At 38.8% G+C, this 24,820-nt stretch carries 10 protein-coding genes and 3 pseudogenes; 4 read left to right on the forward strand and 9 right to left on the reverse strand.

All coding sequences use genetic code 11. The annotated features are described in order from the left end of the window. From BN200_RS10055 to BN200_RS02435, 8 genes and pseudogenes are all read right to left on the reverse strand, one after another. Positions 1 to 391 (reverse strand): annotated as a pseudogene (locus BN200_RS10055) (HNH/ENDO VII family nuclease); the annotation flags it as partial. Between the two features lie 84 nt (positions 392 to 475). Beyond that, positions 476 to 1,054, reverse strand: coding sequence for an SMI1/KNR4 family protein (locus BN200_RS02405; protein ID WP_019220836.1), 579 nt, complete (start codon positions 1,052 to 1,054; stop codon positions 476 to 478). 63 nt (positions 1,055 to 1,117) lie between these two features. Continuing rightward, the gene (locus BN200_RS08500) at positions 1,118 to 1,510 is read right to left on the reverse strand and encodes an HNH/ENDO VII family nuclease (RefSeq protein WP_019220837.1); all 393 of its coding nucleotides are present in this window, start codon (positions 1,508 to 1,510) and stop codon (positions 1,118 to 1,120) included. A gap of 264 nt (positions 1,511 to 1,774) precedes the next feature. Then, positions 1,775 to 2,341 carry an SMI1/KNR4 family protein gene (locus BN200_RS02415; protein WP_019220838.1) on the reverse strand — a complete coding sequence of 189 codons (567 nt, stop codon included), beginning with the start codon at positions 2,339 to 2,341 and terminating at the stop codon, positions 1,775 to 1,777. A gap of 234 nt (positions 2,342 to 2,575) precedes the next feature. After that, positions 2,576 to 2,938 carry an HNH/ENDO VII family nuclease gene (locus BN200_RS02420; RefSeq protein ID WP_034988641.1) on the reverse strand — a complete coding sequence of 121 codons (363 nt, stop codon included), beginning with the start codon at positions 2,936 to 2,938 and terminating at the stop codon, positions 2,576 to 2,578. A gap of 136 nt (positions 2,939 to 3,074) precedes the next feature. After that, positions 3,075 to 5,618, reverse strand: coding sequence for a DUF6990 domain-containing protein (locus BN200_RS02425; protein ID WP_019220840.1), 2,544 nt, complete (start codon positions 5,616 to 5,618; stop codon positions 3,075 to 3,077). A gap of 6 nt (positions 5,619 to 5,624) precedes the next feature. Beyond that, on the reverse strand, positions 5,625 to 12,893 hold the full coding sequence (locus BN200_RS02430; RefSeq protein WP_019220841.1) for a two-partner secretion domain-containing protein: 7,269 nt from the start codon (positions 12,891 to 12,893) through the stop codon (positions 5,625 to 5,627). A gap of 91 nt (positions 12,894 to 12,984) precedes the next feature. Then, positions 12,985 to 14,748, reverse strand: coding sequence for a ShlB/FhaC/HecB family hemolysin secretion/activation protein (locus BN200_RS02435; RefSeq protein ID WP_019220842.1), 1,764 nt, complete (start codon positions 14,746 to 14,748; stop codon positions 12,985 to 12,987). Positions 14,749 to 15,148: 400 nt separating this feature from the next. Here BN200_RS02435 and BN200_RS09350 point away from each other — a divergent pair. The 4 genes and pseudogenes from BN200_RS09350 to BN200_RS02475 form a co-directional block, all read left to right on the forward strand. Then, positions 15,149 to 15,733 (forward strand): annotated as a pseudogene (locus BN200_RS09350) (type ISP restriction/modification enzyme); the annotation flags it as partial. 1,716 nt (positions 15,734 to 17,449) lie between these two features. Then, positions 17,450 to 18,688, forward strand: coding sequence for a hypothetical protein (locus BN200_RS09955; protein ID WP_019220845.1), 1,239 nt, complete (start codon positions 17,450 to 17,452; stop codon positions 18,686 to 18,688). Between the two features lie 87 nt (positions 18,689 to 18,775). Beyond that, positions 18,776 to 19,402, forward strand: coding sequence for an LbetaH domain-containing protein (locus BN200_RS02470; protein ID WP_019220846.1), 627 nt, complete (start codon positions 18,776 to 18,778; stop codon positions 19,400 to 19,402). 96 nt (positions 19,403 to 19,498) lie between these two features. Then, a pseudogene (locus tag BN200_RS02475) lies at positions 19,499 to 20,268 on the forward strand (hypothetical protein). A gap of 1,816 nt (positions 20,269 to 22,084) precedes the next feature. On the opposite strand, the gene ilvD reads toward BN200_RS02475, so the two are convergent. After that, complete coding sequence (gene ilvD, locus BN200_RS02480; protein ID WP_019220847.1) at positions 22,085 to 23,923, reverse strand: dihydroxy-acid dehydratase; 1,839 nt, start codon at positions 23,921 to 23,923, stop codon at positions 22,085 to 22,087. Positions 23,924 to 24,820: the final 897 nt, after the last annotated feature.

Raw genomic sequence — 24,820 nt, forward strand, 5'->3', positions numbered from 1 at the left:
GGATTATCATGAATCACAGAAGTATATTTTTGATGAAATTCCTTGCTAGTTTCTGCTAAGGGGCCATCAGGGGTTTGCTTTAAGTGATGCAACTCTACAGACTCACCATCATATCCTATAGGTGCTCTTCCTGTTTCCATTCTCTCAACATTGGTGCCCCACACTTCTTTTTTGTTTTCAGTCCATTTAACCCTTTTGTTAGGATCAAACAAATCGTCTCTCTGATAGACTTTGTTGGTCTGACCAAATTTGCTATCGGTAAATTTAATGGGTTTTCCTTTTAACCAATGTTTTTTTCTTTAGCAGCTTCTTTGGTCAGTTCTTTCTTCGCTTCAAGCTTGGCAAGATCTCCCTGAGCAGCAAGTTCTGCAAGATTTTTCTTGGAAGCGAATTAAGTGATCATAAATAATACCACTACTCGGAATATCTGCTGTATATCCCTTATAAACGTTACATATTTTCTCACCCCCTCTTGTCACCTCCCCCATAATTTTTTCCAAAAGCGCTTGTAAAAAGGTATCAGTTGCGGAGTGGGAGGAATCTTAGCCTTTTCAATTGGTTGATCACCTTCAGGTATCTCAGCTCCCACGCTTTCTTTAATTCTTTTACAAAGGAATTCATAAAAATTACTTGCGTAATATTCACAATCTTCAGATGGAAGCATGACATAGAGTGGGCATTCACCATCCCGAAACTGCGTATAATCAAAATAAAAGGTTTCACCAAAATCAGCATCACAAACGATAAGCTGTTCTGGTGTCGCAAAACCACGTTTTCTATCATTTAAGTTTTGAAAAACAATGTCATTAACAGAAACACCTATAGGATGCTCATAAAGACTATAGATTTCTTCACCACTAATGTCCCCGCCTTTATAATGTTTTAAAAAACTCTTATAAGACGATGTAAATTTCAAACCAAGAGCTTTCTCAGCTTTTTCAATCACGAGATCATCAACAACATCATCTTCAGTACGAAAGTTGATAATATCATCATCATATTTATTCACTTTATCAATTAATACTGCAACATCAACTAAGGTATAGGTTTTCATTCATTATTCTCCATCAATTATTTTATAAGTCTTTGTTTTTCTCTTTTCATTAACCGTAGAGCACTACTGCTGATGCTCCTGTCCCCATCTGTTAAAATCTAGACCTATGATACCCCATCTCATATCGATTATTCCTCCTAACTGACTGTTTTTTTGTTCTCTATAGCCTTTAGCACGTTCCTTCCAATATTCCTCTCTCCACTTATCAAACTTTTTTCTATCTATAAGTGATTGATGTTTTTGAGGATTATTATGAATCACAGAACTATATTGATTATGAAATTCATGGCTCATTGCTGCTAAGGGGCCTTCAGGGATTTGATTTAGGTGATGCAACTCAACAGACTTATCATCAAACCCTATAGGTGCTTTTCCTGCTTTCATTCTTTCAAGATTGGTGCCCCACACGTCTTTTTTGTTTTCTTTCCAATTAGAAATTCTGTTAGGATCAAACAAATCGTCTCTCTGATAGACTTTGTTGGTCTGACCAAATTTGCTATCGGTAAATTTAGTGGGTTTCTTTTTTAACCAATGTTTTTTTTCTTTAGCAGCTTCTTTGGTCAGTTCTTTCTTCGCCGCAAGTTTGTCAAGATCTCCCTGAGCAGCAAGTTCTGCAAGATTTTTCTTGGAAGCAAATTAAGTGATCATAAATAATACCACTACTCGGAATATCTGCTGTATATCCCTTATAAACGTTACATATTTTCTCACCCCCTCTTGTCACCTCCCCCATAACTTTTTCCAAAAGCGCTTGTAAAAAGGAATAGGTTGCGGAATGGGAGGGGTCTCAGGTTTTTCAATCGGTTGATCACCATCAAGTATCTCATCTCCCACGTGTACTATAATCCTTTTGCAAAGGAATTCATAAAAATTACTCGCGTAATATTCACAATCACCCAATGCAAACTTGACATAGAGTGGGCATTCACCATCCCGAAACTGCGTATAATCAAAATAAAAGGTTTCATCAAAATCAGCATCACAAACGATAAGCTGTTCTGGTGTCGCAAAACCACGTTTTCTATCGAGTACGTTTTGGTAAACAATATCACCAGCAGGAATACCAGAACAGATTTCATAAATACTGAATATTTCTTCACCTCCAATTTCTCCACCTCCATAATTTTTTAAAAAACTCTTGTAGGAAGAGGTAAATTGTAAATCCAGAGTGTTCTCAGCTGTTGTAATCCGTACATCATCAGGGGCATTATCTTGAGTACCAAAATTAATAACATGACTATGCATATCAACATATTGTGCAACATCTGATAAAGTATAACTTTTCATAAATTTTTCTCCATAAAACACAGCGTGTTTTTACTGATCAATATTTCTCTGCTATAGCCAATAGAATTGAGATGACATTGATAAAATCATAAGGGATATTTACTTGATGGAGCTCTTTTCTCATCTATGTCTGTAAAATTATCTCACATTTACAATATATGATGTAACAAAAGGGATGATCGTTAAAGCTTAGAGAGCAGCTTTTAGAGACATTACTCCAATATTTGCCAATAATTACTTTATCTTTTTTTCCAACTTAGGAATTTTGTTTGAAATCCAACAAATAACTTTGCTGATAAAATTTCTCTTTGGCTGCATAGGAGAAACCAAACTCCTGCCTTGATAAAATGAGTAGAGAACCTCAGCGAGAGGACCTTCTTGTGTCATAGGATATAACATAATAGGTCTACAATCGACTCCAATAGGAGCTCTTCCTGTTTCCATTCTTTCAAGATTGGTACCTGTTATTATCTGTCCTTTTTCTTTCCAAGAAGAAACTGTTTCAGGCTCAAACAGTTCATCGTCTTGATAAACTTTTGTACCTTTAAATTCTACAGGCTCAGCTGTCCCCATATTTTTTTTCTTTATCCATTTCACGATTCATTATCCCCTCGATTATTTTCAAAATAATCACGTATTCTTTGTCCTAAATAGGCTTATAAACCTCCCTCCAAGAATGAGGCTTCACCTCACTGAAAAGCTCTTGTTCAGAACTATTTTTCTTCCAAATGGCTCATGTTTTTGATACTTTTTCAATCAAAGCGTAGCTCACTTGCTTTGATTTTGATACTTCTTGAGCTAATGCTACTGCACGTTCAAGATGAAGCTGTTGGATGCTTTCGCAAAAACCTAAATGATCCCCTGCAGTAAAACTTTTATGATAAGAGTGTAAAGTCTCAACATCACCTAACAAAGCAAGAGCACCAATATGAAGTAAGGCATAATCCGTATAATCTGCTTTAGACGTTGCATCCTGTTCCCAAGGAGCACTTCCATAATCAGAGCGAAGTCTTTCAGAAAGGTCAATAGCATTTACTGCCCATTCTAGCGCATCATCAAGTGCCTGTGTTAAACGATCTGCGGTGACTTCTGGTTCAAAGATTTCTAATCCTTTAGCCTCAAAATTAAGCTGTATATCTGGGATATCTTCCGTGTGAGTAGGGTCAATGAATTTGCAAGCTGCGGAAAGAATGCCGGTACTAATCAAAAAGGCGCTATCAAATTGCGGACAATCTTTAGCAATTTCATCGTTATAAAGAATGTCTACTTCACGATCAGCCAATTGATAGCTTGCCATATGGTCATTCTCATCGATTTTCTTGGTTGACCAACCTAGGCTTTTTAAAAGGGCTGTGGCACTTTCCATATTCAATGGAGCATCTTTATCATCCCTTTCATCTACCTCCTCTCTCAAATCAACAGATGTTGTTTTGGAAGCAATAATAGACGCTGTTTGTGGGTCTAAGCTCAAAATCGGAGCATTTTTAGGAAAACCAGTTCGATAACCCCGTGCAAGACTGAGGAGATTATCAACTCTATATTTTGAGATTTCTTCCACAAAGCCTAAAGGATTTCCCTTTCTAAAATTCTCCTTGTAAGATTTGAGCTTCTCAATATCCCCAATCAAAACAAGCGCAATAAGGTGACGCGCCACAAGATCAAGTTCACTGTCTGGGGGAAAAGCGACATAATCATAAATGATTTGATTAACATTTTGCTGCTCTGCCCACACAAGTATATCTGTACAAATCTGTTTCAGCTTGCCTTCATCCAATTCAGTACTAGAAACTGTATAAACTTCTTCTGCTTCTTTGAGAGCTATATATTGAGGCATATTATAGAAAATCTCTCTATGAGCAGAGCAAAAGCCAAGTGTTGAAAGGGAAGCCCTAAATGCAAAAATCGGCTCTTTTTCATCACTTTGAAGGCTGTACATTATATTGATGATACGGTCTTTATTTATAAAATAAGCATTGCAATTGTAGTTTTTATCGCGATAAACTGTCCAGCCCATTTGTTTTAATTGCTCTGCAACTTTATTGAAAGTAATCAAAGTTTGTGGACCAAGATGTGCTTCTGCTGCCTCTCGCTCATGAAGGATTTTCAAATGTTTTTCAGCAAATTCAACGGCATGGTTAACATATTTTTCTACTTCATCATCATCCAAATATTCAGAAATTGTACCTACCGCAATGGAATTTTGATAAGATCTCAGTACATCGATCTTTCCTGTTAACGCTAAACAAGCCAAATGCCAAATTATATCTGTATTGTAGTTGTATTTTTGAACAAGCGTTTTGCTTTCGATCGATACTTGTAAATCTTGGGCACGCGCCCATTGTATTATCCGCTCAGAGATTTTTGTCAACTCTTGCTCATTCAATGCCTCTACACAAATATCAATACCTTTACCAAAACCGCTAAAAAGACCTCCCCCAATCGTATTAAAAGACTTATAAATATCCGTAGGTCGTATCCAAATATATTCTCTCCTATAGTAAATATATTTGCAAGCTACAGAAATCTCTTCGTTAGAGATCTCTGCTTCAAGACGGATATTGTAATTGTTATGGAGGCGTACAAAACCAAAATCAAATTGAATAAAGCGATCTGGCAAAGAGAGCCACATTTTTCCAAGTTCCGTAGAAAACCAACCGTGGGTTTTGAGAATACGGCTTGCTGCAGTAAGACTCATCTGCTGCTTTTTTGGTTTTTTGCGCGTTAGAATATCGTCTAACTCCCCATTCTTATAGGCTTGTGCAAATAAAATAAGGCGATCAATCCATTCTATGGTTGCATAATCCGCAAATTCTGGAACATGTAATTGGGATGCCGGCTTGTCAGACCTTAAAGCATCAATATCGCCAAGCAATGCTTCAGCAACGGCAGAATGATTGGCAGCTTCTTCGCGCAATTTTTGTTCAATATTCTGCGTTTGTGCCCATGCAATCACTTTATTTAGAGCTTCCTCAATATGGCTTTCAGAAAGATTCTGTGCTGTAACTCCGAAATTTTCTTCTGCAGAAATCAACATATCATCATATTTGTAGCGCGACTGTTCACCATTAGAATATTCCCTAGCAAGGCAATAAGCAGCTGTAGTAAGATCAACTGATAGCCGCAACTTTCCACCATCTTCTCTATAATCTACAACATCGTAAAGAATGCGTATTATACGATCAGAAAGATGATAATAAGCAAATGTATCTCCAACCTCATGGCGATGAGTCTCCCAACCCAATCTTTTTAAAATCTCTGTTACGTCTTTTGTTTGCATAGTAGTTCACTTTTCTTCTAAATAGCTTGGATATTCGTTAAGTCTATATTTCCGTGGTCCTTTTTCCCATTTCTTATCCAATTGTTTTTTAGGCCACTCTTTATTAAATTCTTCTAGTTGTTTCTCAGTTGGTTTCTCTTTTTCTATAAACTTCTTTAAATTTTCTTGGTATTTATTAAATTTTTCTTTATTTTGCTTAAGATACTCTTCAGCTTTAGGACCACAAAATTTTATACTTCCTGTTGTTTTACATATTTCTCTTAAACCTTTCTGCCCTGTACTTAATCTGGATTTACCGGTTTTCGTCTCACTAAAAGCTGGTTCACCATCCTCAATATAAGTATTATCAGGACGTGTTCTTGCCTTGGTTATACCTTTATCTGTCGTAATTTCAATTTCAATCGTTAATTCTCCTTCGCTTGGTGAAAGTCCTTCCTCTTCTAATCTTTGTTTTTCCTCATCGCGTTTTTTGTCATGATATTTTCTGCCTTTATTAAGCTTTTTACCCTTTTCATCATTATCATTGTCATTATTGTTTTGTGGGTCTTTGCCACTCGCCTGAGAATTTTTATTTTTTTCTTCTTTTGAGCTTTGATTTGTTTTTTCGCTGTCTTCTTCTGCAGAATTTTTCGAAGCAAACCAATCGTTAAGAAAATCAGCTATAGCCGACCTATTGCTAGGAGATTGAACAAGAGTTGCTCCGCCAGCCATAAAAAGGGACAAAGCAGCCAACTCTTCTGGTGCAAGCGATACAACGAATGCTACGAATGCTGCTACTGCAGGAAAAAAATTATTTTCCGCGGCATTTCCAGCGGCATCAGCGCCGGTATTGACATCACCACCAGCAAGAGCAGCAGCAAAGCCTCCCGCTATGCGAGAAATATCAATGGCATGATCATTAAAATCAGAAAACTGTGCTTCAATCTTTGCATTGATACGCGCTTGTTCTTCTGCCGTTGGAATACGACCATCCAATGCTGCTATTTCTTTTTGTATAAAATTTTTGGACCATAGTTTAAACTGGAGCATTGCGGCGGCTTCGCCTACAACACCCCCCACGGCGCCAGCTGTACAATCACCACTCGCTGTCGCACCGACAATACAGCCAAGACCGGCATGGGCGACGATCTGTGTGACCGTGTCTATTTTGCCTTCTGCCTTAGCGGTACCAATTTCTTCCGCTAATGTTTTCCCAAGGGTTCCTGACAGCGCTGTACGCAGATTATTAAAAAAGTTTTTGTCAAGTGAACCGCCTTCAAGAGCCGTTTGAACGCCCGTGCCAATGGCGGCTTTGATCAAATTCTTTTCTGCCTCACGCGTGATACGATCAACTAAAGGGGCGGTTTTAGGTAAGGATTGACCAACTCCGGCCATCTCTGTGAATTGGCTGGTTAAACCTGCTGTCAACATTGAGGAGACAATGCCCAAAACATTCTTCGATGAGCCTAGCTCATGAAGTGCGTCGGCAATGTTGCCGCGATTATTGACAAGAGCCACAGCACTTTTATTAATCAATGCTTGGACACCTGCTTGTATTGCTGCATTCATGGCTGTGCTGGAGCCAACACCTAAAGTATTGGCAATAGCACCGGCGGCACTGGAAGCTGTTCCGGCGGTAACAGCTGTTACAATCAAGGTGACTAAAGCTGCCCCTACTTCTGTGAGACCCTGCTTTTTATAATCCCAGTCTTTAAATTCAGCCTTAACAGCTTGCCAATTAACTTGCTTGGCTAATTCTGGATCATCACGCAATTGCTTGATCCAGGACAATTCTGGTGAACGGGCTAACTGCTCAAGGGATTGGTCAAAATCACCGGTTTGTTCATATTCAACAACAAAGCCATCGCCCGCATCAAGCTTCATGCCCCCACCAGCTTCCATGGTCACATGCTTGATGGTCTCCTGCAAATAACCTTTGTCGCTCTCACTCCACCACACAAGGTTTTCATTGCGCTGATAAACATCCTTAAAATCCTGATCCTTGTTGGTCAGAAACTTTATCTTCCCCTTATCTGCCGTAAGATGTATCTCGCCATCACTTTTTGCCCCTATGGCTTTAAGCGTAAGGTCCCCATTTTGCGCATGCATAGAGAGATTGCCACCCGTTTCTATCATGGTTTTATTGGTGGTAACTTCGGTTGATTGTTGACGAAACTTATTCTTTTGCTTTGATTCATCGCCTTCTTTCCCCCTAAGATCCAAATCAGAACTGCTAAAGTCTTGTTCTGAAACCACATTGAGAGCACCACCACTGGTGAAATCTGCATCGCCCTTGGCTTTAAACTTTCCCCCAAGATTAAGCTCACCCCCTGTAACAATGGTTAGATTGTCACCACTGGTAACTTCTGCCAAATGGTGAAGGCTGCTTTGAGCATCATAATGCCCTTTTTCTAAGGTTTGCTTATTCTCACTCTCTAGTACCAATGAGCCAATGGTCGCAGAACCACCGACAGTCACCGTCGTTGATCCGCCACTGTTCCATTGCCCACCATTCATGCTTAAATCGCCAAGGGAGTGAATGTTTAAATCCTGAACAGCAATGATTTGAGACTGCTGCCCACTTCGATCAACAAAACCAAATTCATTCGTGTCACGGATTTTGGCAGTCCCATCAACGATTGTCTCAGCAGTGAGGGTGATGATATTCCCTAAAATACCCCCTGACGAGTTGACAAAAAGCCCTTGGCTGCTGAGATCAACAATACCGCTGCCAAGCAAAAATCCACCATCATTCAACAAAGTTTGTGTTGTTGATACGTTGAGTGAACCATTACTCACGATGGAGCCGCTATTGGCAAAGCGCTCCGCCTCTAAAGTGATACCATTGCCTTTTAAGTGTGCACTAGCAAGATTTGCTTGCTGCGTTTTGCCCCAATAAATATCCTGCGAGAGAGAAGAATTTGCTGCCAAATAAACATGGGGCACCAAGACTTCTTGCCCGTTTACAACATGCGTCTCAAGCCAGATCATATCTTTTTTGATCTCGGCAATTTGCTTTTGTGTTAATGGTTTGCCTAGCTCTAACCCTAAGGGATCTTGCTGTGCGATGGCATTGTCATAAAGCCTTTGCATTTGTGCGTTGGGATCATCCACGTCTATGAAGCTGCGATTACCGGTGAGTTCAAAGATTTGCTCCCCCACCAGACGAGTTTCATAATAGGCATCCCCTAATCTTTTAAACACTTGCTCAGGCTTATAATTGCCAACCCTTTTGAGGAAATAATCTGAGCCCAAAAATTTGCTGGGATTGATAAAATCTGGACGCGTTTCGACTAAAAACGGCACATCAGGTGTTTGGGGCTGAGCAAGCTCTGTCTTTACAGAGCTAAGTCCATCTTGCTTTGGTACTTGTATGGATTCTGGTGCTGGTGTTTGGATACTCGGTGCAAAAAGTGCTTTATGCCCCGTCAAACCATTGATAATCTCGTCTAATCGATCATCACTGATCAGTGGTTTTGAGCCGTCAAAATCGGTGTTTTTAACACCAGCCAAGCCTTTATCACCAGAGCTTAAGCCAACTTGCTCTACCCCTTCACGCACCGCATGATTATCAATATAGCCCGTCAGCTTGGCATCAAGCGTTCCCCCCGCTTCAATCGTGCTATAAACTGCATCATAGGTGCGTGTGGTTGTTTTGGTATCGGTCGTGCTGCCAAAATACGTTATGCCACCCCACAGACATCCTCCATTCCAAACAGTACAGTGTTTCTTCCTGCGATGCGTTTCAGTTACAATCTTGGTTGTTTCGATTAAATCGCGCCCCTCATTGAGCAGTGTATCGCCCCGCATCTCAATGTTGCCATTGACAGAAATCAAGCTATAGCTATTGCGAATATCCCCGGCATGAACTGTTAGATGACGCCCTGCTAAAATCTGTGCAGCATTATGCTTAAAATGTGCTTGCTGACGGATGACTGTAGTATCAACATCTTCCTTTATCTGGTGGTGCTCAACATTGGTTCCTCTCCATTGTCCCTCAAAGAACCGGTGAGAAACCACTTTATCGCTCACTTCAACCCCACCTTCACGCATGTTGGTGAGTGCTGAAACATCAAAACGCATATCGCCTGAGACAGCTTCTAAAAGACCCGAACTGTTGATCACATGACCAGCCCGCTCTCCCTTTAAGCCACGGATGATGAGATTGTCTTCGGCAATGACATCGCCAAACTGATTGATGAAATCCCCATCTAAGGAGAGCATGGCAGATTTCTTGGCATAAATCAGCCCGCTATTGCTCATATCCCCGCGCACATTGAGGGCAACCGCATCACCACCAGAACCAAGGCTGCCAGCATTGTTCAACGCATCTGTCGTCAAAACAAAAGTGCCACCACTTTTGAGAACCCCACCTTCAGCATTTAAAACCAGAGCCGTTTGCCCCAACAGTGGATCATGATTTTCTGCGACAAGTGTAAAAGCCCCTTGAGATAAAAATTGACCTGAATTTACTAATGAACCAAGCTTTGCATCAACAACACCCCCCACCATGATGCCTTGATTGCTTACAAGACCAGAGCTGTTTAAGCTAAGCATCCCCCCTTGTGCTTCCACAAGCCCTGCATGGGTGAGCATGCCTGCACTCAATGCCACATCATAGGCGCCAACCTCACTTGTCTCGCCCATTGTCAAGGTGCCATCACTGGAAAGCTCTATCCGCTTTTTGGAAACAATGCGCCCTGTTTGATTGAGATTTGTTTGCGCATGCAAAGCAATTTCATCATTGCTTTCTATCGTGCCGTTATTGGTTAAATCACCACGGCTCGTCAGCTGAAGATCACCACGCTCAATCTCTATGTACCCTGCTTGGATCACACTATCGGCAACAACATTAACTGCCCCTTGCGTAGAGATGAGACCATCAACATTTTCAAAACGACCCACATCAATGCGCAAACCATCTCGCGCTAAAATATGTGCACCCTCATCATGTGTAGCGTTTTGTTGGTTTGAATTTGTTGTTGCAGCGCTTTTATTGACAAAAGATGTTGCAACAATCTTCATCTCACCGGCAAGAGCACTGAGAAGACCAGCCTCATTATTTACATGACCAGCCCGTGTCTCTTTCAGCCCATGAACGGTGAGAGCCTCTTCAGCAATTATTCTGCCCTGTGTATTGGTTAAATCACCATCACTGGATACAGCCATGGATTTTTTTGCGTAAATCAGCCCACTATTGTTCAAATCTCCGCTCACATTGAGGGCAAGATTTTCATCACTAGAGCCAAGCGCACCAGCATTGTGCAATTGCCCTGCGGACAAAACAAGACTGCCCCCACTTTGGATAACCGCACCAGAAGCATTCATAAGAGAAGCTTGTTGACTATCCGTTCCCTCTTGTGTGTTGATCACCAATTGTAAATCATTGCTGGCAATCAACATCTCTTGATTTGTTAAAGAACCGGCACCGGTCTTGACGCTATCACCGCGCATCATACCATGATTGATGATCTGATTACGCACTTGAATAGCGAGTTCTCCACCTTGTGCTTCCACAGTCCCCGTTTGGCTTAAACGATCAGCGCTCAAGAATACATCATACCCCAACACTGTACTTTTCTCACCCGTTGTAAGCATGCCCCCAGCTGTCAATGCAACCTGCTGCAAACTAACAATATCACCCTTGTGGGTAAGTGCTCCATACGCTTGAAGTGTGATCACACCATTGGACGAGACACTGCCTTCTTGGATAAGATCACCACTCTGGGCAGAAAGATCAACTTTTTGCTCTGCTGCTAAACGAGCCCGTGAAGTAAGCGCTGCGGCTTCCGCCAAAAGAAAGCCGCCAGCGCTATAATGACCAGCTCCTATATTAAGCGCATCAGCGGATTTCAGAATAACATTTCCCCTAGCACCAATATGGTTATTTAAAGCACTAATTTGATTGGTTTTAATAATCACATCGCCAAGGGAAGAGATCCCAACCTGATCATTATCTTGCAAGCGATCCAGATCAATAGCCGCGGCATTTATCTGTAAAAGTGCACCAGCCGCAATTCGCCCACTGCCTGCCTCAACTTTTGTTGCTTGTAAATGTAAAGAGCCCATAGCGGACTGTTGGCCATTATTGCCAATACCATTGGCCAACAGAGCATCAGAGCCAAGCTTAATCACACCGGCGTTCACATCAACATTGCCGCTCGCTGCAACCCGTGCATTTCCTGCTAATTCAACAGTGCGACGCGCTTTAAGCTCAACAGAATCTTCTGAAAACAATAAGTCTTTTACATGCACGCTCTCGTGATGAGAATGCGCATGCACTGCACCTTTAGCACGGGCTTTAGCAAGCACCAGCTTCCCATCACTCGTCAGTCTCATGGCGCCTGCATTGGCAACCATGTCCCCTCGCATTTTAACGCCCGCTCCTTTATCGTTGGCAAGCACGCGGATCTGACCCGCATACATCCCACCAAATTCGCTGGAATCAATCGCCAATTCCGGCTCTTTGCCATCTGAGCCAAGAAACGTTGCTTCCCGTTTACTATAATCAAAATGATTATGCCCCGCGATAACAGCCAAATCCCCTTTGACTTGTATGGGCCCTGCAACGCTAATCTTGCGCGAAACAAGATCAAAAACATCTAATGCACTTCCATCAGCACCACGAGTACCTATGGTGATATCTCCACCCTCAACACGCAAGCCACTCAAAGCCCCATTGGCGCCAATAATCGGCTGCCCCGTCGATAAAGTCACCCGCGGTGTATTGATAAAGCCACAACCATTACAGGTAATGCCATTGGGATTAGCAATAATAACATCCGCCGTGGCCCCATGAACTTCGCTCACACCCTCAAGACGCGAACGATTAGCACTTATCACTTCGTTGAGAATAACCTTTGCAGCACCAGTGCCCCGTAAATTGCCATTGCCAAGCACCAAACCACCAAGCTGTGAACGTGAAACCTCCTTGGTCGAATTGTTTAAAATCACACCACGGCTATCAACATTAAAACTGCCATATTTATTGTGAGAAAGACCCTGCCCATTGGGGCGCGCTATATCAACAAGCGGTACGCCATTGCTGGCTTCTCCTATCGCGGGGCGGAAAAGTGAGCCAACCCCATCTGCCGCTTTAATCCCTTGAGCCTCTTGTGCTGGTGATCTTTGTGCACCAATTGCTTGCGCTTGCACTAACAAAGGTTGAAAAGCTAAACTAAAGCTTAAAACGAGAGAAATCCCCTTATGAGCCCCTCGCTGCAAAACACCAAGAGCATGCTGCCCTAGCACATACCCATATCCCAATTTATGCTTTTGATTTTTGAATCCCCGCATCTTACTCTCCTCAAAAAGCCTCTATCTCTTTGTAAAAAAACACCCCAATGGGTATAAACAGTTAGGCGATCTTTTCGACCGCCCCTTTGCTCTAAAATCTCAATAATGTCCGCACTTGAAACAACCCTGCCGTATTCCCCTGCTCTCTCGGTGTTGATTGGGTCAAAATATTTGAATATGACAGATCCATATCCAAAATCTCTCCGCTTGCATGAAAACCCAGAGTTGCACCAACGAGGCTACCGCCAAAACTATTTCTAAGGGGAGCATTGGCGACCATCCCTAAATCAAGCGCCATATACGGTGTAAATTGCCCTATAAATTTACGCCCCATTTTTGAAGAAAAACCTGGTAATAATAGCGACAATTCATTGCGCCAAAACACACCATTATTACCGTAATAAACCGCCTCACGCACGCCGCGTACAGAAGAATTCCCTCCAAGTGACAGTTGTTCTGAACTAAACAACGTATCAGGGGACAATTGCCCTGAAAGCAACGTGTTATAGCGAAAATTATACTGTTTGAGTGAAAAGGCACGCCCATACCCTAAAGAAAAAGACAACTTTGAAAATTGCCCTTTGGGAGCATTTTTTGTCGAAGTTTCTTGCTCTTTATCATCATAAGCGCCCAAAATCGCCAACCCCTTATGAACCCCTATATGAGCACTTAATTCTCCTCCCATCCATTTGCGTGAATGATCAAACTCTAATGTTGCAATAGCTAGTTTACGGCTGGAAACATCAACTTTGCTGCCCATAATAAAATTATCGGAATATTTCCATGTCAATTGTCCTGTAACCCATGTCTTTCCCTCTTGATCGCGGTCAATAACCCGTGAAATCCATGGCGTAAGCGATAAAGATTTACCGGCAGTATCAATATCAGAAAATATTCCCTTAATACTCGAATGATATTGACTCCAACTGCCATCAAGACCTACCGTCCAATAGCCATAGGGAATGGAAAATGAACCCGTTATCGTATCACTATTGGGGCGCTTGCCTGAAAAATGATACGGGCCACCATTCATGGAGCGCTGATAACTAAACGACCATTGATCATTGATCCCTAATAAATCATCAAAAGAAAGGCTAACACGCGTTTGGTAAATCCCTGTTGCTTTAGCACCAAGATTATCACTGGAAACTGTAAGGAGCCACGGCTTCTGCTTATCAATATGAATATCAAGAATAGAACCACCTGGAACCTCCCCAGCACCAAGATTGATCGTCGCATGACGAGAGAAAAGCCGATTAATTTGATCAAGTCCTTGTTCTATCGAGCGAAGATGAGCAGGATGACCAATCACATTAGGAAAAGCCGTAATGATTTCCCCTTGATATTTTTTTCCAGCTTTCTGTCCGTCTAGGGTAATATCCTCTATTTGTCCTTCAACAACAACAATCTTAAGACGACCACCCCTTAAGTCTTGTTCAGGTAAATAAGCCCGCACCGCAATATAGCCGCGCTTCATATAAAGCTTGGTTACTGCTTTGAGCACTTTGTTGATCTCGGCAATACCAAGACACCGCCCCTCCCAAGAGGAAATGGTGTTATGAAGGTCGCTGCGAGAAATCAATTGAGCACCAACAAATTCAATGTTTTTAATCAGCAAACAGTTTTTTTGTGTTGAATCACTTTGAAATAATGGGGGGTCATTATCATCCTGTAATGAAACCTCATGCGTTTCGTTCCTGCGATGTAATTGTTGAAAACGCTGTTCTTGTGTTTGTTGACGTTGAATCCTCTCGGATTGATCAATCGCTTGATCACGAATGCTTTCTGCAAAACTCCCCCATGAAAAAAAGCACAAAAATGCTGCAAAAGTAAAAGCTAAAAAAAAGCTACGCATTCATTGTGCCCTCAAAATGAGAAACAAAATGAACCACATCATCAGTGTTACAGAAAAAATCACCAACCGCGTAACAATTTTTTAATTTTTTGATGAGAATAATTCTTTTAAAATCTAACAGAAAAGCATAGACTGTACTGCATATACCTGCTTTATTGGTTGTGTAAAACATATTACTCCCCCCGCTCTTGGAAATCTTATAATTACAATGTCAAATGGCAATCATACACTCTAATATGCCTCTTAATTTTAGGTGTTGTATGTAGTATAATTTTGAAGATTTAAGTAAAGACTGTTATTCATAGAATATATTTAATTTATTGGAACTGTTACATAATAGAGACAATAAAAGACTCTCCATGATTGTCGCCTGATAAGAAGCCCAAAAAATACGACCTAAAACGATATCTTTTATTACGTTTACGGTTTACTTCATAAAGCAAGATTATCGCGTTCGTTATGCCGATAATCTCTCTAAAGCCCCCCTCTTACCTCTTGTGTAAAAACTTCTAAAGACTTTTGAAATTTGTGATAGCAGGGCGTGAACTGGGGCATTTGCACGTGAATTATGAAACTGTAGAACCTTATCCAGTTACATTTAAAAAAGGCAATCCTAAACAGACTGATATCTCTAATCCTAAAGAATTCTATTATGTAACTGAAATGAAATTCGCTGGAAATAGTAAAATAAAGGATAAGTCTACTGTTATTTACAACCGTCATATTACAATAACAGATATCCCTCTTGAAGCTTATAAATATATCGTCAATGGCAGGCCTGCTCTTGAATGGGTTATGGGGCGTCAATGCGTTAAGACTGATAAAAAGAGTGGTATATGTGAATGATGCCAATCGCTATGCTGTTGAAACCGTTGGAAACCCTGCCTACCCTCTAGAATTGTTTCAAAGAGTTATTACCGTAAGTTTAGAGACAATGAAAATCGTTAAGAGCCTACCAAAATTAGAAATGAGAGAAACTGAATAGACTTATAAAGCATGCTCACATAATGGGCATGCTCATCTTATAAGGGGTATAAGGTCTTATAACTATAGATTTATACCCCTTTTATAAATTGCTTACATACAATCTAAAAGGAGTGTTTATATGCGTTATTCTAAAAAGAAATCATTTGCACTTTTAAACACTCTTATTTTATTTGGATTACTTTAAGACTTATAAGAAATCCCCTTTTAAATAGAATACGCTTCTTTTGGATTGCCTTTAAAAGATTATATCGCAATCTCAAATGATAGCTTTATTGTTTTTAAAAGCTTTGTTTAAAGAGAGCTATGTATATTCATTTTCTTATATTACTTATAGGTTTTGTCTGTTTTTAAAACCCCCAAAACCCCTACAAAACCCTCTTAAATACATATTAAAGATTGTATTTACGTGTTGTATTTAATATAGGTTGTTTATTTTAAACATTAACTTATTGAAATATAATAACTTTTATTTTTAACTAAAAAATATATATAAAGGGGGGGTAAAAAGAACACCCATAACTCCCTAAACTCATAACCATAATAGTCTTAATAGGATTTCTTATCATTATAAACTGTCTTTTGAAAAGCTTTAAAGGATCACATGTTTTCTAAAGACGTGGTTTAATCATTTTCTAAAATTATAAGTTTATCCATTTAAGTAGACTGATAAAATTCATTAAAGGATTTTGATAACGTAATCGGTTTTCATTTTCATATGCTTTTCATAAAACCCGTTTTAATCACTCACTAAAATGATCACTTTTGTCAGTTCAATTTACTGACAGATAACTGACAAATATATATTTACAATTGTATTTAAGGTTGTATTGTCGATATAGGTTGTATCATTAAAATGCTAACATATTGAAATATAATGTTTTTAATTTTCTCTCATTTAAAAAAAATAATATAGGCTCTAAAAAGAACTGACAAAACTGACAAAAGTCTATTAAAAGAGATTTTGCTAATCTCTATAGTTATCAATCTCTCTTTAGATGTTTTTATAACAGACTATAAATCACAATTATCCTATTTATCCTTTCTCTTGTGAAAATGAAAAATGATGCGGTGGCTATAAAGAATATAACAGCTATAGAGAATGCGTGAAAAAAGCGGGCTTTCATAATCACAATGCAAATGAAAGCATTTATTATAAAGACAGTCCCTATAAAAGGCTGTTAAATTGCAAATGTGTTATAAAAGAAATTAACAGAAATATTAAAAACCATTTAGTAAAAAACAAGATAGGTTATAAAGTTAAAAATACGCATTATGAGAGCGTTTCTAAATATTATGAATGTATAGACTCAGAAAATAACGCAATCGTTTTATAATACCCATAATATAGCTTTAAAAGCATATAATAGAAAAGAAGAAATTAATAAGCATATAAATAATATTTATACACAATGCATTTAAAAAAATATCAAAAAAATGCATAAATTAATTGAAAATAAATACGTATTTTGATATATAAATAATCAAGTGCTAGAAACACTAAATCGATAGCGAAGAGGTTGCGATAAACCTAATCCTATTATAAAAACTGGCTATCTTTTATGCTTTTGTTGGTATATGAGAACTTTGTCGGGTGTGTTACACCATACAATACTCTTTATGAGAAAAGTGTAACGACGGACTATCGACCGTGTTTCTACCACCCGGCGCCCTTATAGGGTGTCAATAGAAACCTTATAATCGATAGGATTTAGTTATGAAAACTATATCACAAAACACCCCCGTTATTTCTTCCATTTCAAATAAAACCGCATCTAATAATAAACAAGAACCTGCAAAAAAATACGAATTTACGAATGAAACACGTTGCGTGGCTGGTCATACTTTACACCGCATTAAAGCCATTAGAGATTTTGGTGATGTTAAAGCTGGTTCTTTAGGTGGCTTTATTGAAAAGGAAAGTAACTTATCACATGATGGTAATTGCTGGGTAGCTAATGAGGCTCGTGTTTATAATAATGCTCTTGTTTCTGATAATGCTACTGTTTTTAATTATGCTAGTGTTTTCGATAATGCAACGGTTTGTGATAATGCAAAGGTATTTGATTTTGCTAGTGTTTATGACAATGCAAAAATTTCTGATAATGCCTTGGTTTTTGGCTATGCTTTTGTTTACAAACATGCTCGTGTTTTTAATAACGCCGCTGTATGTGATAAGGCTGTTATAAGAGACAATGCAAAAGTCTATGGGAATGCTTTTATTAATTGGTATACACGTGTTGAAGATAATGAAACGATTAATCTTGCATCTCAAATTTCTGATGACGCTTGTGTCTCTTTACCTATAACAAAAAAATATGAATTTACTGACGAAACTAAGATTATTGAAGGGTTTACTTTACACCGTATTAGAGCGTTAAGAGATTTTGATGATGTCAAAGCTGGTTCTTTAGGTGGCTTTATTGAAAAAGAAGATAATCTCTCTCATGATGGCAATTGCTGGGTATATGATAATGCTACCGTTTTTTGGGATGCTGTCATTTCTGACAATGCAAAAATACATGATAATGCTTGTATTAATAGAAATGCTAAAGTTTATGGCAATGCCGTTGTTAATGATGATGCATGGGTTTTTGGTGCAAATGCTCATGTTTATGGCAATGCAAAAATTAATGACAATGCTATCGTTCGTGGTCAAGTTTATGACAATGCCTTTGTTTGTAATAAAGCTAATATCATTTTTGATGCAAAAATCTATGGCAATGCGAAAATTGCTGATAATGCTTATGTAAAGGGCTTTGTTTATGGCAATGCGAAAATATTAGGCTCTGCTCGTATTGATTGGGCTGCTCATGTTTACGATGATGCCGTCGTTTCTGACAATGTATATGTTTGTTACTCAGTAAAAATCTCTGACAATGCTATAGTGAATGGCAATCAAAAAATTTATGATGATATTGGTAATAATAACAAAACCATAAATGAAGCTGCTTAAATAAAGCACGGGCGGTGCGGGGGCGCTTTCTTGCTAACCAAATTTTTTCATTCAAAAATTGAATCTTCTTTATAAAGGAATTGTGCCATGCAAAAAAAGTTTGCACTCACAAATGAGACACGTGTATTTAATAATCAAACTCTTTATCGCATTAAAGCATTAAGAGACTTTGCTGATGTAAAGGCTGGGGATTTAGGTGGTTTTATCGAAAATGAAAGCAATCTCTCTCATGATGGCAATTGCTGGGTATATGATAATGCTCTTGTTTTAAATACTGCCTATATTTATGAAAATGCAAAGATTTCTGATAAGGCTATTATTATGGGCTTTGTTTATGGTAATGCGCATGTTTATGACAATGCGCATCTTTCTTATAATGCTTGGGTTTATCAATATGCAAGGGTTTATGGGCATGCAAAATTATCGGGGTGTGCACGTATTCATAGCAAGGCGGTAGTTTATGATCATGCTGTTGTGAGTGGTGCTGCAAAGATTTATGGCAAGGTCTATGGCAATGCTAGCGTGGGGTCTCATACTGATGTTTACGGCTCTGTTTATGGGAATGCGAAAATCTCTGATTATATCGTGATTAGAGGCACGGTCTATGGCAATGCAAGGATAAAAAGACATAGCGGTTTATGTTCGGTTCCCATAAATTGTGAAGTTTATGAAAGCGATCACGTTGTAAAGATTATTGAAAACAAAGCAGCATAATTGAATGCTCGGGTGTTGCGGGGGCGCCCCTCTTACAAATTTTCCATTCCAAATTTTAGAAAATCTTTATCACATTCAATTGTGTGGGGTATCCTTATGTGCAAAAAATACGAATTAACTAGAGAAATCAAAAAAATCAAACATGCTCTTACTAGAGAAACTATCAATCTTTATCGCATTTGTGCTTTAAGAGATTTTGATGATGTCAAGGAAGGTGACCTTGGTGGTTTTATCGAAAAGGAAGCCAATCTTTCTCATGAGGGTAATTGCTGGGTGTATGATAATGCTTGTGCCTATGGTTATGCACGCGTTTCTGATAATGCAAAAATACGGCATTATTCTCAAGTCTGTGGTCAAGTCTATGGGAATTGTGAGGTCTATGGAAGAGCGTTTATCTCTCAATATGCAAATATTTATGACAATGCTTGTGTCTATGGCAATGCCCGTGTTTATGGCAATGTTTATGGGTATGCCCATGTAAGTGGGGGGCTTGTGTTTTTGCTGATGCCCATATTTATGACCATGCCCATGTTTCTTATGATGCTACGGTTTTTAATTATGCAAGGGTCTATGGTCGTGCCATTGTTGCTGGCTCGGCTCGTATTCATAGCTATGCCGAGGTTTATAATTATGCCCTTATTAATGGTCGAGCAAAAATACATGGCAAGGTCTATGGCGGTGCTTTAGTGGGTGGTTGTGCTGAGATTTATGGCTCTGTTTTTGGCAATGCCAAGGTTTTATTCTATACTAAGGTCTGGGGGCGCGCTTATGGCAATGCCAAATTAACCAAGCAAAGCAAAGTAAGGGAAGTCCCTATAAATTATGAGGTTTATGAAAGCGATAACCTTGTAAAGATTGAGAAATAGAACAAATAACAGGCATGGGGAGCGCCTTTAATGGCTATAAACGCATTATAAAATATATAAACGTATCATAAAAAAGAGAATTCAAAAAGAAAGCCGTGCCAATTGATATAACGCGGCTTTCTAATTTTGATTCTAATGATTTAATAATCACCTACAATGGAGTAATGAATGCCTATATACAAAACGTATCATATTGCAAGTGTTCTATTGTTTTTATGAAAACTTATCAAAAGAACCGTAAACGATGGCTATAATCTTGATAGCATTCATTTGAATGAGAAAGTCTATAAACGCTTTTATAGAATGTAAGGCTTTTAAGATTGGCTCTGCTGTGAAATATAGATCTTTGTTTTTTCGTAAATGAAACGTTCTTAAGAACAAATGATAACTGTTATAAAACATCAGTTTCAAACGTTTATACATTCACTTAAAGAGGTTCTTATAAGCGTATTTTTACTTTTCTTTAAAACCTAATTTCTTTAAAAATTAGCCGGCTCAATTTTGAGTTTGCAATATTAACCACTCCAATTCTGGAGGCGTTATTTTTAGAATAGAGCATTTTTAAAACAATGTCGTTTTTGACTCCAAATTTAGTAAAATCCCATGCCTTATAAGGTTACAACGATTTTGAATTTTGCCTGCTTATCTTTTTCTCAATAGATGCCCCCAATTTTAGGGTGACCCCATTTGACTTCATATTTTTAAACGATAACTTTTAAAACGTTTTTTAATAGCTTGCTTGCATACGTCATAAAAAGGCTTTTGATTATCATAAGATATAACGTTTTGAATTTCATATCTAGTTATGATGATAGTGTCGTATAATAACTGCCTATCGTTTTCTAAACTTTTAGAAAGCGCTTTAAAAACGATTTTGTCTTTAAATCCTTTTATGCAATCTTATAAATGAAAATCTATAAGCTTATAAAAGTTTTAAACGACTACTCTCTTATAGGATACTATAAGATCTTTAGATTTTGCGCTCCCCAATTTTGGGGACCGTTAATTTGTTCCTTTTATGCGATTAACAATCCAATCTTTAAAACAAGCTGTGATCTTTAAATGTATGTTATAGATAATTTCAAACGACTAAATTTTAAAACAATGCGATTTTTGAATGATAAAAACGTATCATAAAATTTATGAACTGTTATGAATGATAGTTGCTTTTCATTTCATTTGAATAACACATGCGTTATAATATTTACATCATGATTTGCTTTTTATGCTCTATTCATACATGGCAATTGTTTATAAAAAATGGTCAATTTAAATACGTATAAAAGTGTGGATTCTTAAGTGGATTCATATAAAATAATTACACTCAACATATTGACTTTATTGTATTTTTTATGATAAAATCTTGAATGACAGATCCGAATACCGTAAAATTCTTTCATTTCAAATTTGTTTATATTGAAATCACTTAAAAGTACTTGCTTACATGTCATAAGCGGGGCTAGCGTGTGGGTTAAACTACTTAAGAAAGAAATAAAAATGCCTCTTATGAGCCGTCTCAGGTGCCAATGGTTATCGCAACACTAGGAGCTAGCAAATAGTATAATGATAGCTGGCTTGTTTCTTCATAAGCGTAAAGATTGTAGTGTATAATGGCTGTTACGGTATACCATCAAGCACTATCGTGAAATGGCGTTTGTACCCTCCAGATGCCTCTTAAAAACAAGCGCATGGGTGTGCAAGATAATGGTGTTCTATTTTACGTGAGAGATGTGCCCTTTAAACAACGAAAAAGACACAGAAATCTCTAAAAAACCAATCTTTCATACTCCTTCACACAATGAACTCTTCATTTCAATCAAATATTACGCACAGCACCTTTTGCAGCAGAAGTCGTCATAGCCGCATAGGCTTTAAGAGCCTTTGAAATCTTACGTTTACGTTTCTCAATCGGTTGCCAAGCCGCTTTTCCTTTTGCTTCCATTTTGTTACGACGACGCATCATTTCATCCTCATCAACCAACATATGAATGGTACGGTTAGGAATATCAATTTCTATGATATCCCCCTCTTCCACTAGAGCAATGGCTCCTCCTTCAGCAGCTTCTGGAGAAACATGCCCGATGGAAAGCCCCGAAGTCCCCCCCGAAAAACGACCATCCGTTATAAGTGCACAAACCTTTCCCAATCCTTTGGATTTAAGATAACTCGTAGGATAGAGCATTTCTTGCATTCCAGGTCCACCACGTGGACCTTCATAACGGATTAAAACAATATCACCTGATTGAATTTTATCGGCTAAAATCGCGGAAACAGCGGAATCTTGGCTTTCAAAAATTCTTGCTGGACCTTTAAAGGTTAAAATTGACTGATCAACTCCTGCTGTTTTCACAATACAGCCATCTTTTGCAAGATTTCCATAAAGAACCGCTAATCCTCCATCTTGCGAATAAGCATGTTTACTATCGCGGATAATACCTTTTGCGCGATCCAGATCAAGATTATCATAGCGACGAGATTGACTAAACGCTGTCTGGGTTGGAATACCCGCTGGAGCTGCACGGTAAAATTTATGAGTCTTTTGTTCATTGGTGCGTTTCACATCCCAATGAGAGAGAGCCTCTTTCATCGTTTTTGCATGAACCGTATAAGTAGATGTATCAATCAGTCCAGCTGCATCCAATTCCCCTAACAGTCCCATAATACCACCAGCACGGTGAACATCTTCCATATGCACATTGGCAACAGCAGGTGCAACCTTACATAAAACAGGAACACGGCGTGAAAGGCGATCAATATCTGTCATGGTAAAATCCACCTCACCTTCTTGCGCCGCTGCTAAAAGATGCAAAACAGTATTAGTTGATCCCCCCATGGAAATATCAACAGTCATTGCATTTTCAAAAGCCCTGCGTGAAGCAATCGAGCGCGGCAAAACTGTCTCATCGCCTTTCTCATAATAACGCTTAACCAATGCGACAATTTGTCGTCCAGCCTCTTCAAAAAGCAGCTGACGATCTGCATGCGTTGCTAACATTGATCCATTGCCGGGAAGAGAAAGCCCTAACGCCTCTGTCAAACAATTCATAGAATTGGCGGTAAACATTCCTGAACAAGAACCACATGTAGGACAAGCAGCACGCTCCATCTCAGCAACTTCTTCCTCTGAGTTATTTTCAGCAACCGCAGCAACCATGGCATCAACAAGGTCAACACTCAGATCTTGATCTTTCCATTGAATCTTACCTGCCTCCATAGGACCGCCTGAAACAAAGATTGTTGGAATATTCAAACGTAAAGATGCCATTAACATACCAGGCGTAATTTTGTCACAATTGGAAATACAGACAAGTGCATCCGCACAATGGGAATTGACCATATATTCAACAGAATCAGCAATAATTTCACGTGAAGGTAAAGAATAAAGCATCCCATCATGCCCCATAGCGATTCCATCATCTATAGCAATCGTGTTAAATTCCTTCGCAACACCGCCAGAAACCACTATCTGCTGCGCCACCAGTTGCCCAAGATCTTTTAAATGAACATGCCCTGGTACAAATTGTGTAAAAGAATTCGCAATTGCAATAATGGGTTTGCCAAAATCAGACTCTTTCATCCCCGTTGCGCGCCACAGACTGCGAGCTCCGGCCATATTGCGCCCATGCGTCGATATTCTTGAACGGTAAGAAGGCATTATTTTTTTCCCCTCAAATAATTCCATTTTCCCTGTTGTGCTGTAATCTAACCCTAAAAACAAGAGTCCATCACCATGAGAAATAAAAAAGCCTTTTATTGAGACATTTAAATCACAAAATTAAATGCCACGCATAAACCCCATTTGATAACGATTCTTCATCATTGAATAAATTTTTCTTCAAACAAGTAGTTTTTAGATCATTCATAGAACCGATAAAAGCTGTATCTTAGCTTTACAAAAATAGATTTTTGCAAAAATATTAAAACAAGTGTTCACTTGAATTATAAGAATAATCATTGGTTCTTATCGTATAAAAATAACCTTTATTGATTATAGTGCTGATCCAGATGCTCTTTTTTTCCATATCATGGTACAAATGATAAAGAGTACGCTTTTTCTTTTCGTATGCACTTCCAAAAGAGCATCAACCTGCTTTTTTGCTTTCATAACGGCAAAACTTTATGAATCTTGTAAACTCACAAACAATCCATCATGACAAATAGTCACAGCTGGTACTCTCATTCTTTTTGCCAGCTCCTCATGTGCAATTGCTCTTGTAGTTGAGACAATTTATAAAATTATAAGAGACATTCTTCTTTCTTAAATGCTTCTTATCTAGATGCCAATTCCTTTTGTGACAGATAAGTTGTGACAGATAAGCAAATGGTTTTTTCTGATTTTGAATGCGAAAATTTGAAATGAGAAAACTTTATGATATTAGAGATGCTCATTCAACATGCAAAATAATAAGCTATTTTTATAAATCAAAGCTTTGTTGCAATACAATGCACCATGAAATTACTAAATTACTGAAAAACAAAAGCGGAAATAACTCTTAAGGCAATCACTATCGATAAGTAGTGCGCTTTTCAAACACAATGTAAAACTGTAAAA

Origin of the sequence: Bartonella senegalensis OS02 (assembly GCF_000312545.1) — a bacterium.
In the GTDB taxonomy this organism is placed as follows: Bacteria; Pseudomonadota; Alphaproteobacteria; order Rhizobiales; family Rhizobiaceae; genus Bartonella; species Bartonella senegalensis.

What these genes read in the sequence shown, in the direction of transcription:
- BN200_RS02415 (WP_019220838.1), bottom strand. Translation starts at nt 2,341, where the DNA reads ATGAAAAGTTATACTTTATCAGATGTTGCACAATATGTTGATATGCAT.
- ilvD (WP_019220847.1), bottom strand. Translation starts at nt 23,923, where the DNA reads ATGCCTTCTTACCGTTCAAGAATATCGACGCATGGGCGCAATATGGCC.
- BN200_RS09955 (WP_019220845.1), top strand. Translation starts at nt 17,450, where the DNA reads ATGAAAACTATATCACAAAACACCCCCGTTATTTCTTCCATTTCAAAT.
- BN200_RS02425 (WP_019220840.1), bottom strand. Translation starts at nt 5,618, where the DNA reads ATGCAAACAAAAGACGTAACAGAGATTTTAAAAAGATTGGGTTGGGAG.
- BN200_RS02435 (WP_019220842.1), bottom strand. Translation starts at nt 14,748, where the DNA reads ATGCGTAGCTTTTTTTTAGCTTTTACTTTTGCAGCATTTTTGTGCTTT.
- BN200_RS02470 (WP_019220846.1), top strand. Translation starts at nt 18,776, where the DNA reads ATGCAAAAAAAGTTTGCACTCACAAATGAGACACGTGTATTTAATAAT.
- BN200_RS02405 (WP_019220836.1), bottom strand. Translation starts at nt 1,054, where the DNA reads ATGAAAACCTATACCTTAGTTGATGTTGCAGTATTAATTGATAAAGTG.
- BN200_RS02430 (WP_019220841.1), bottom strand. Translation starts at nt 12,893, where the DNA reads ATGCGGGGATTCAAAAATCAAAAGCATAAATTGGGATATGGGTATGTG.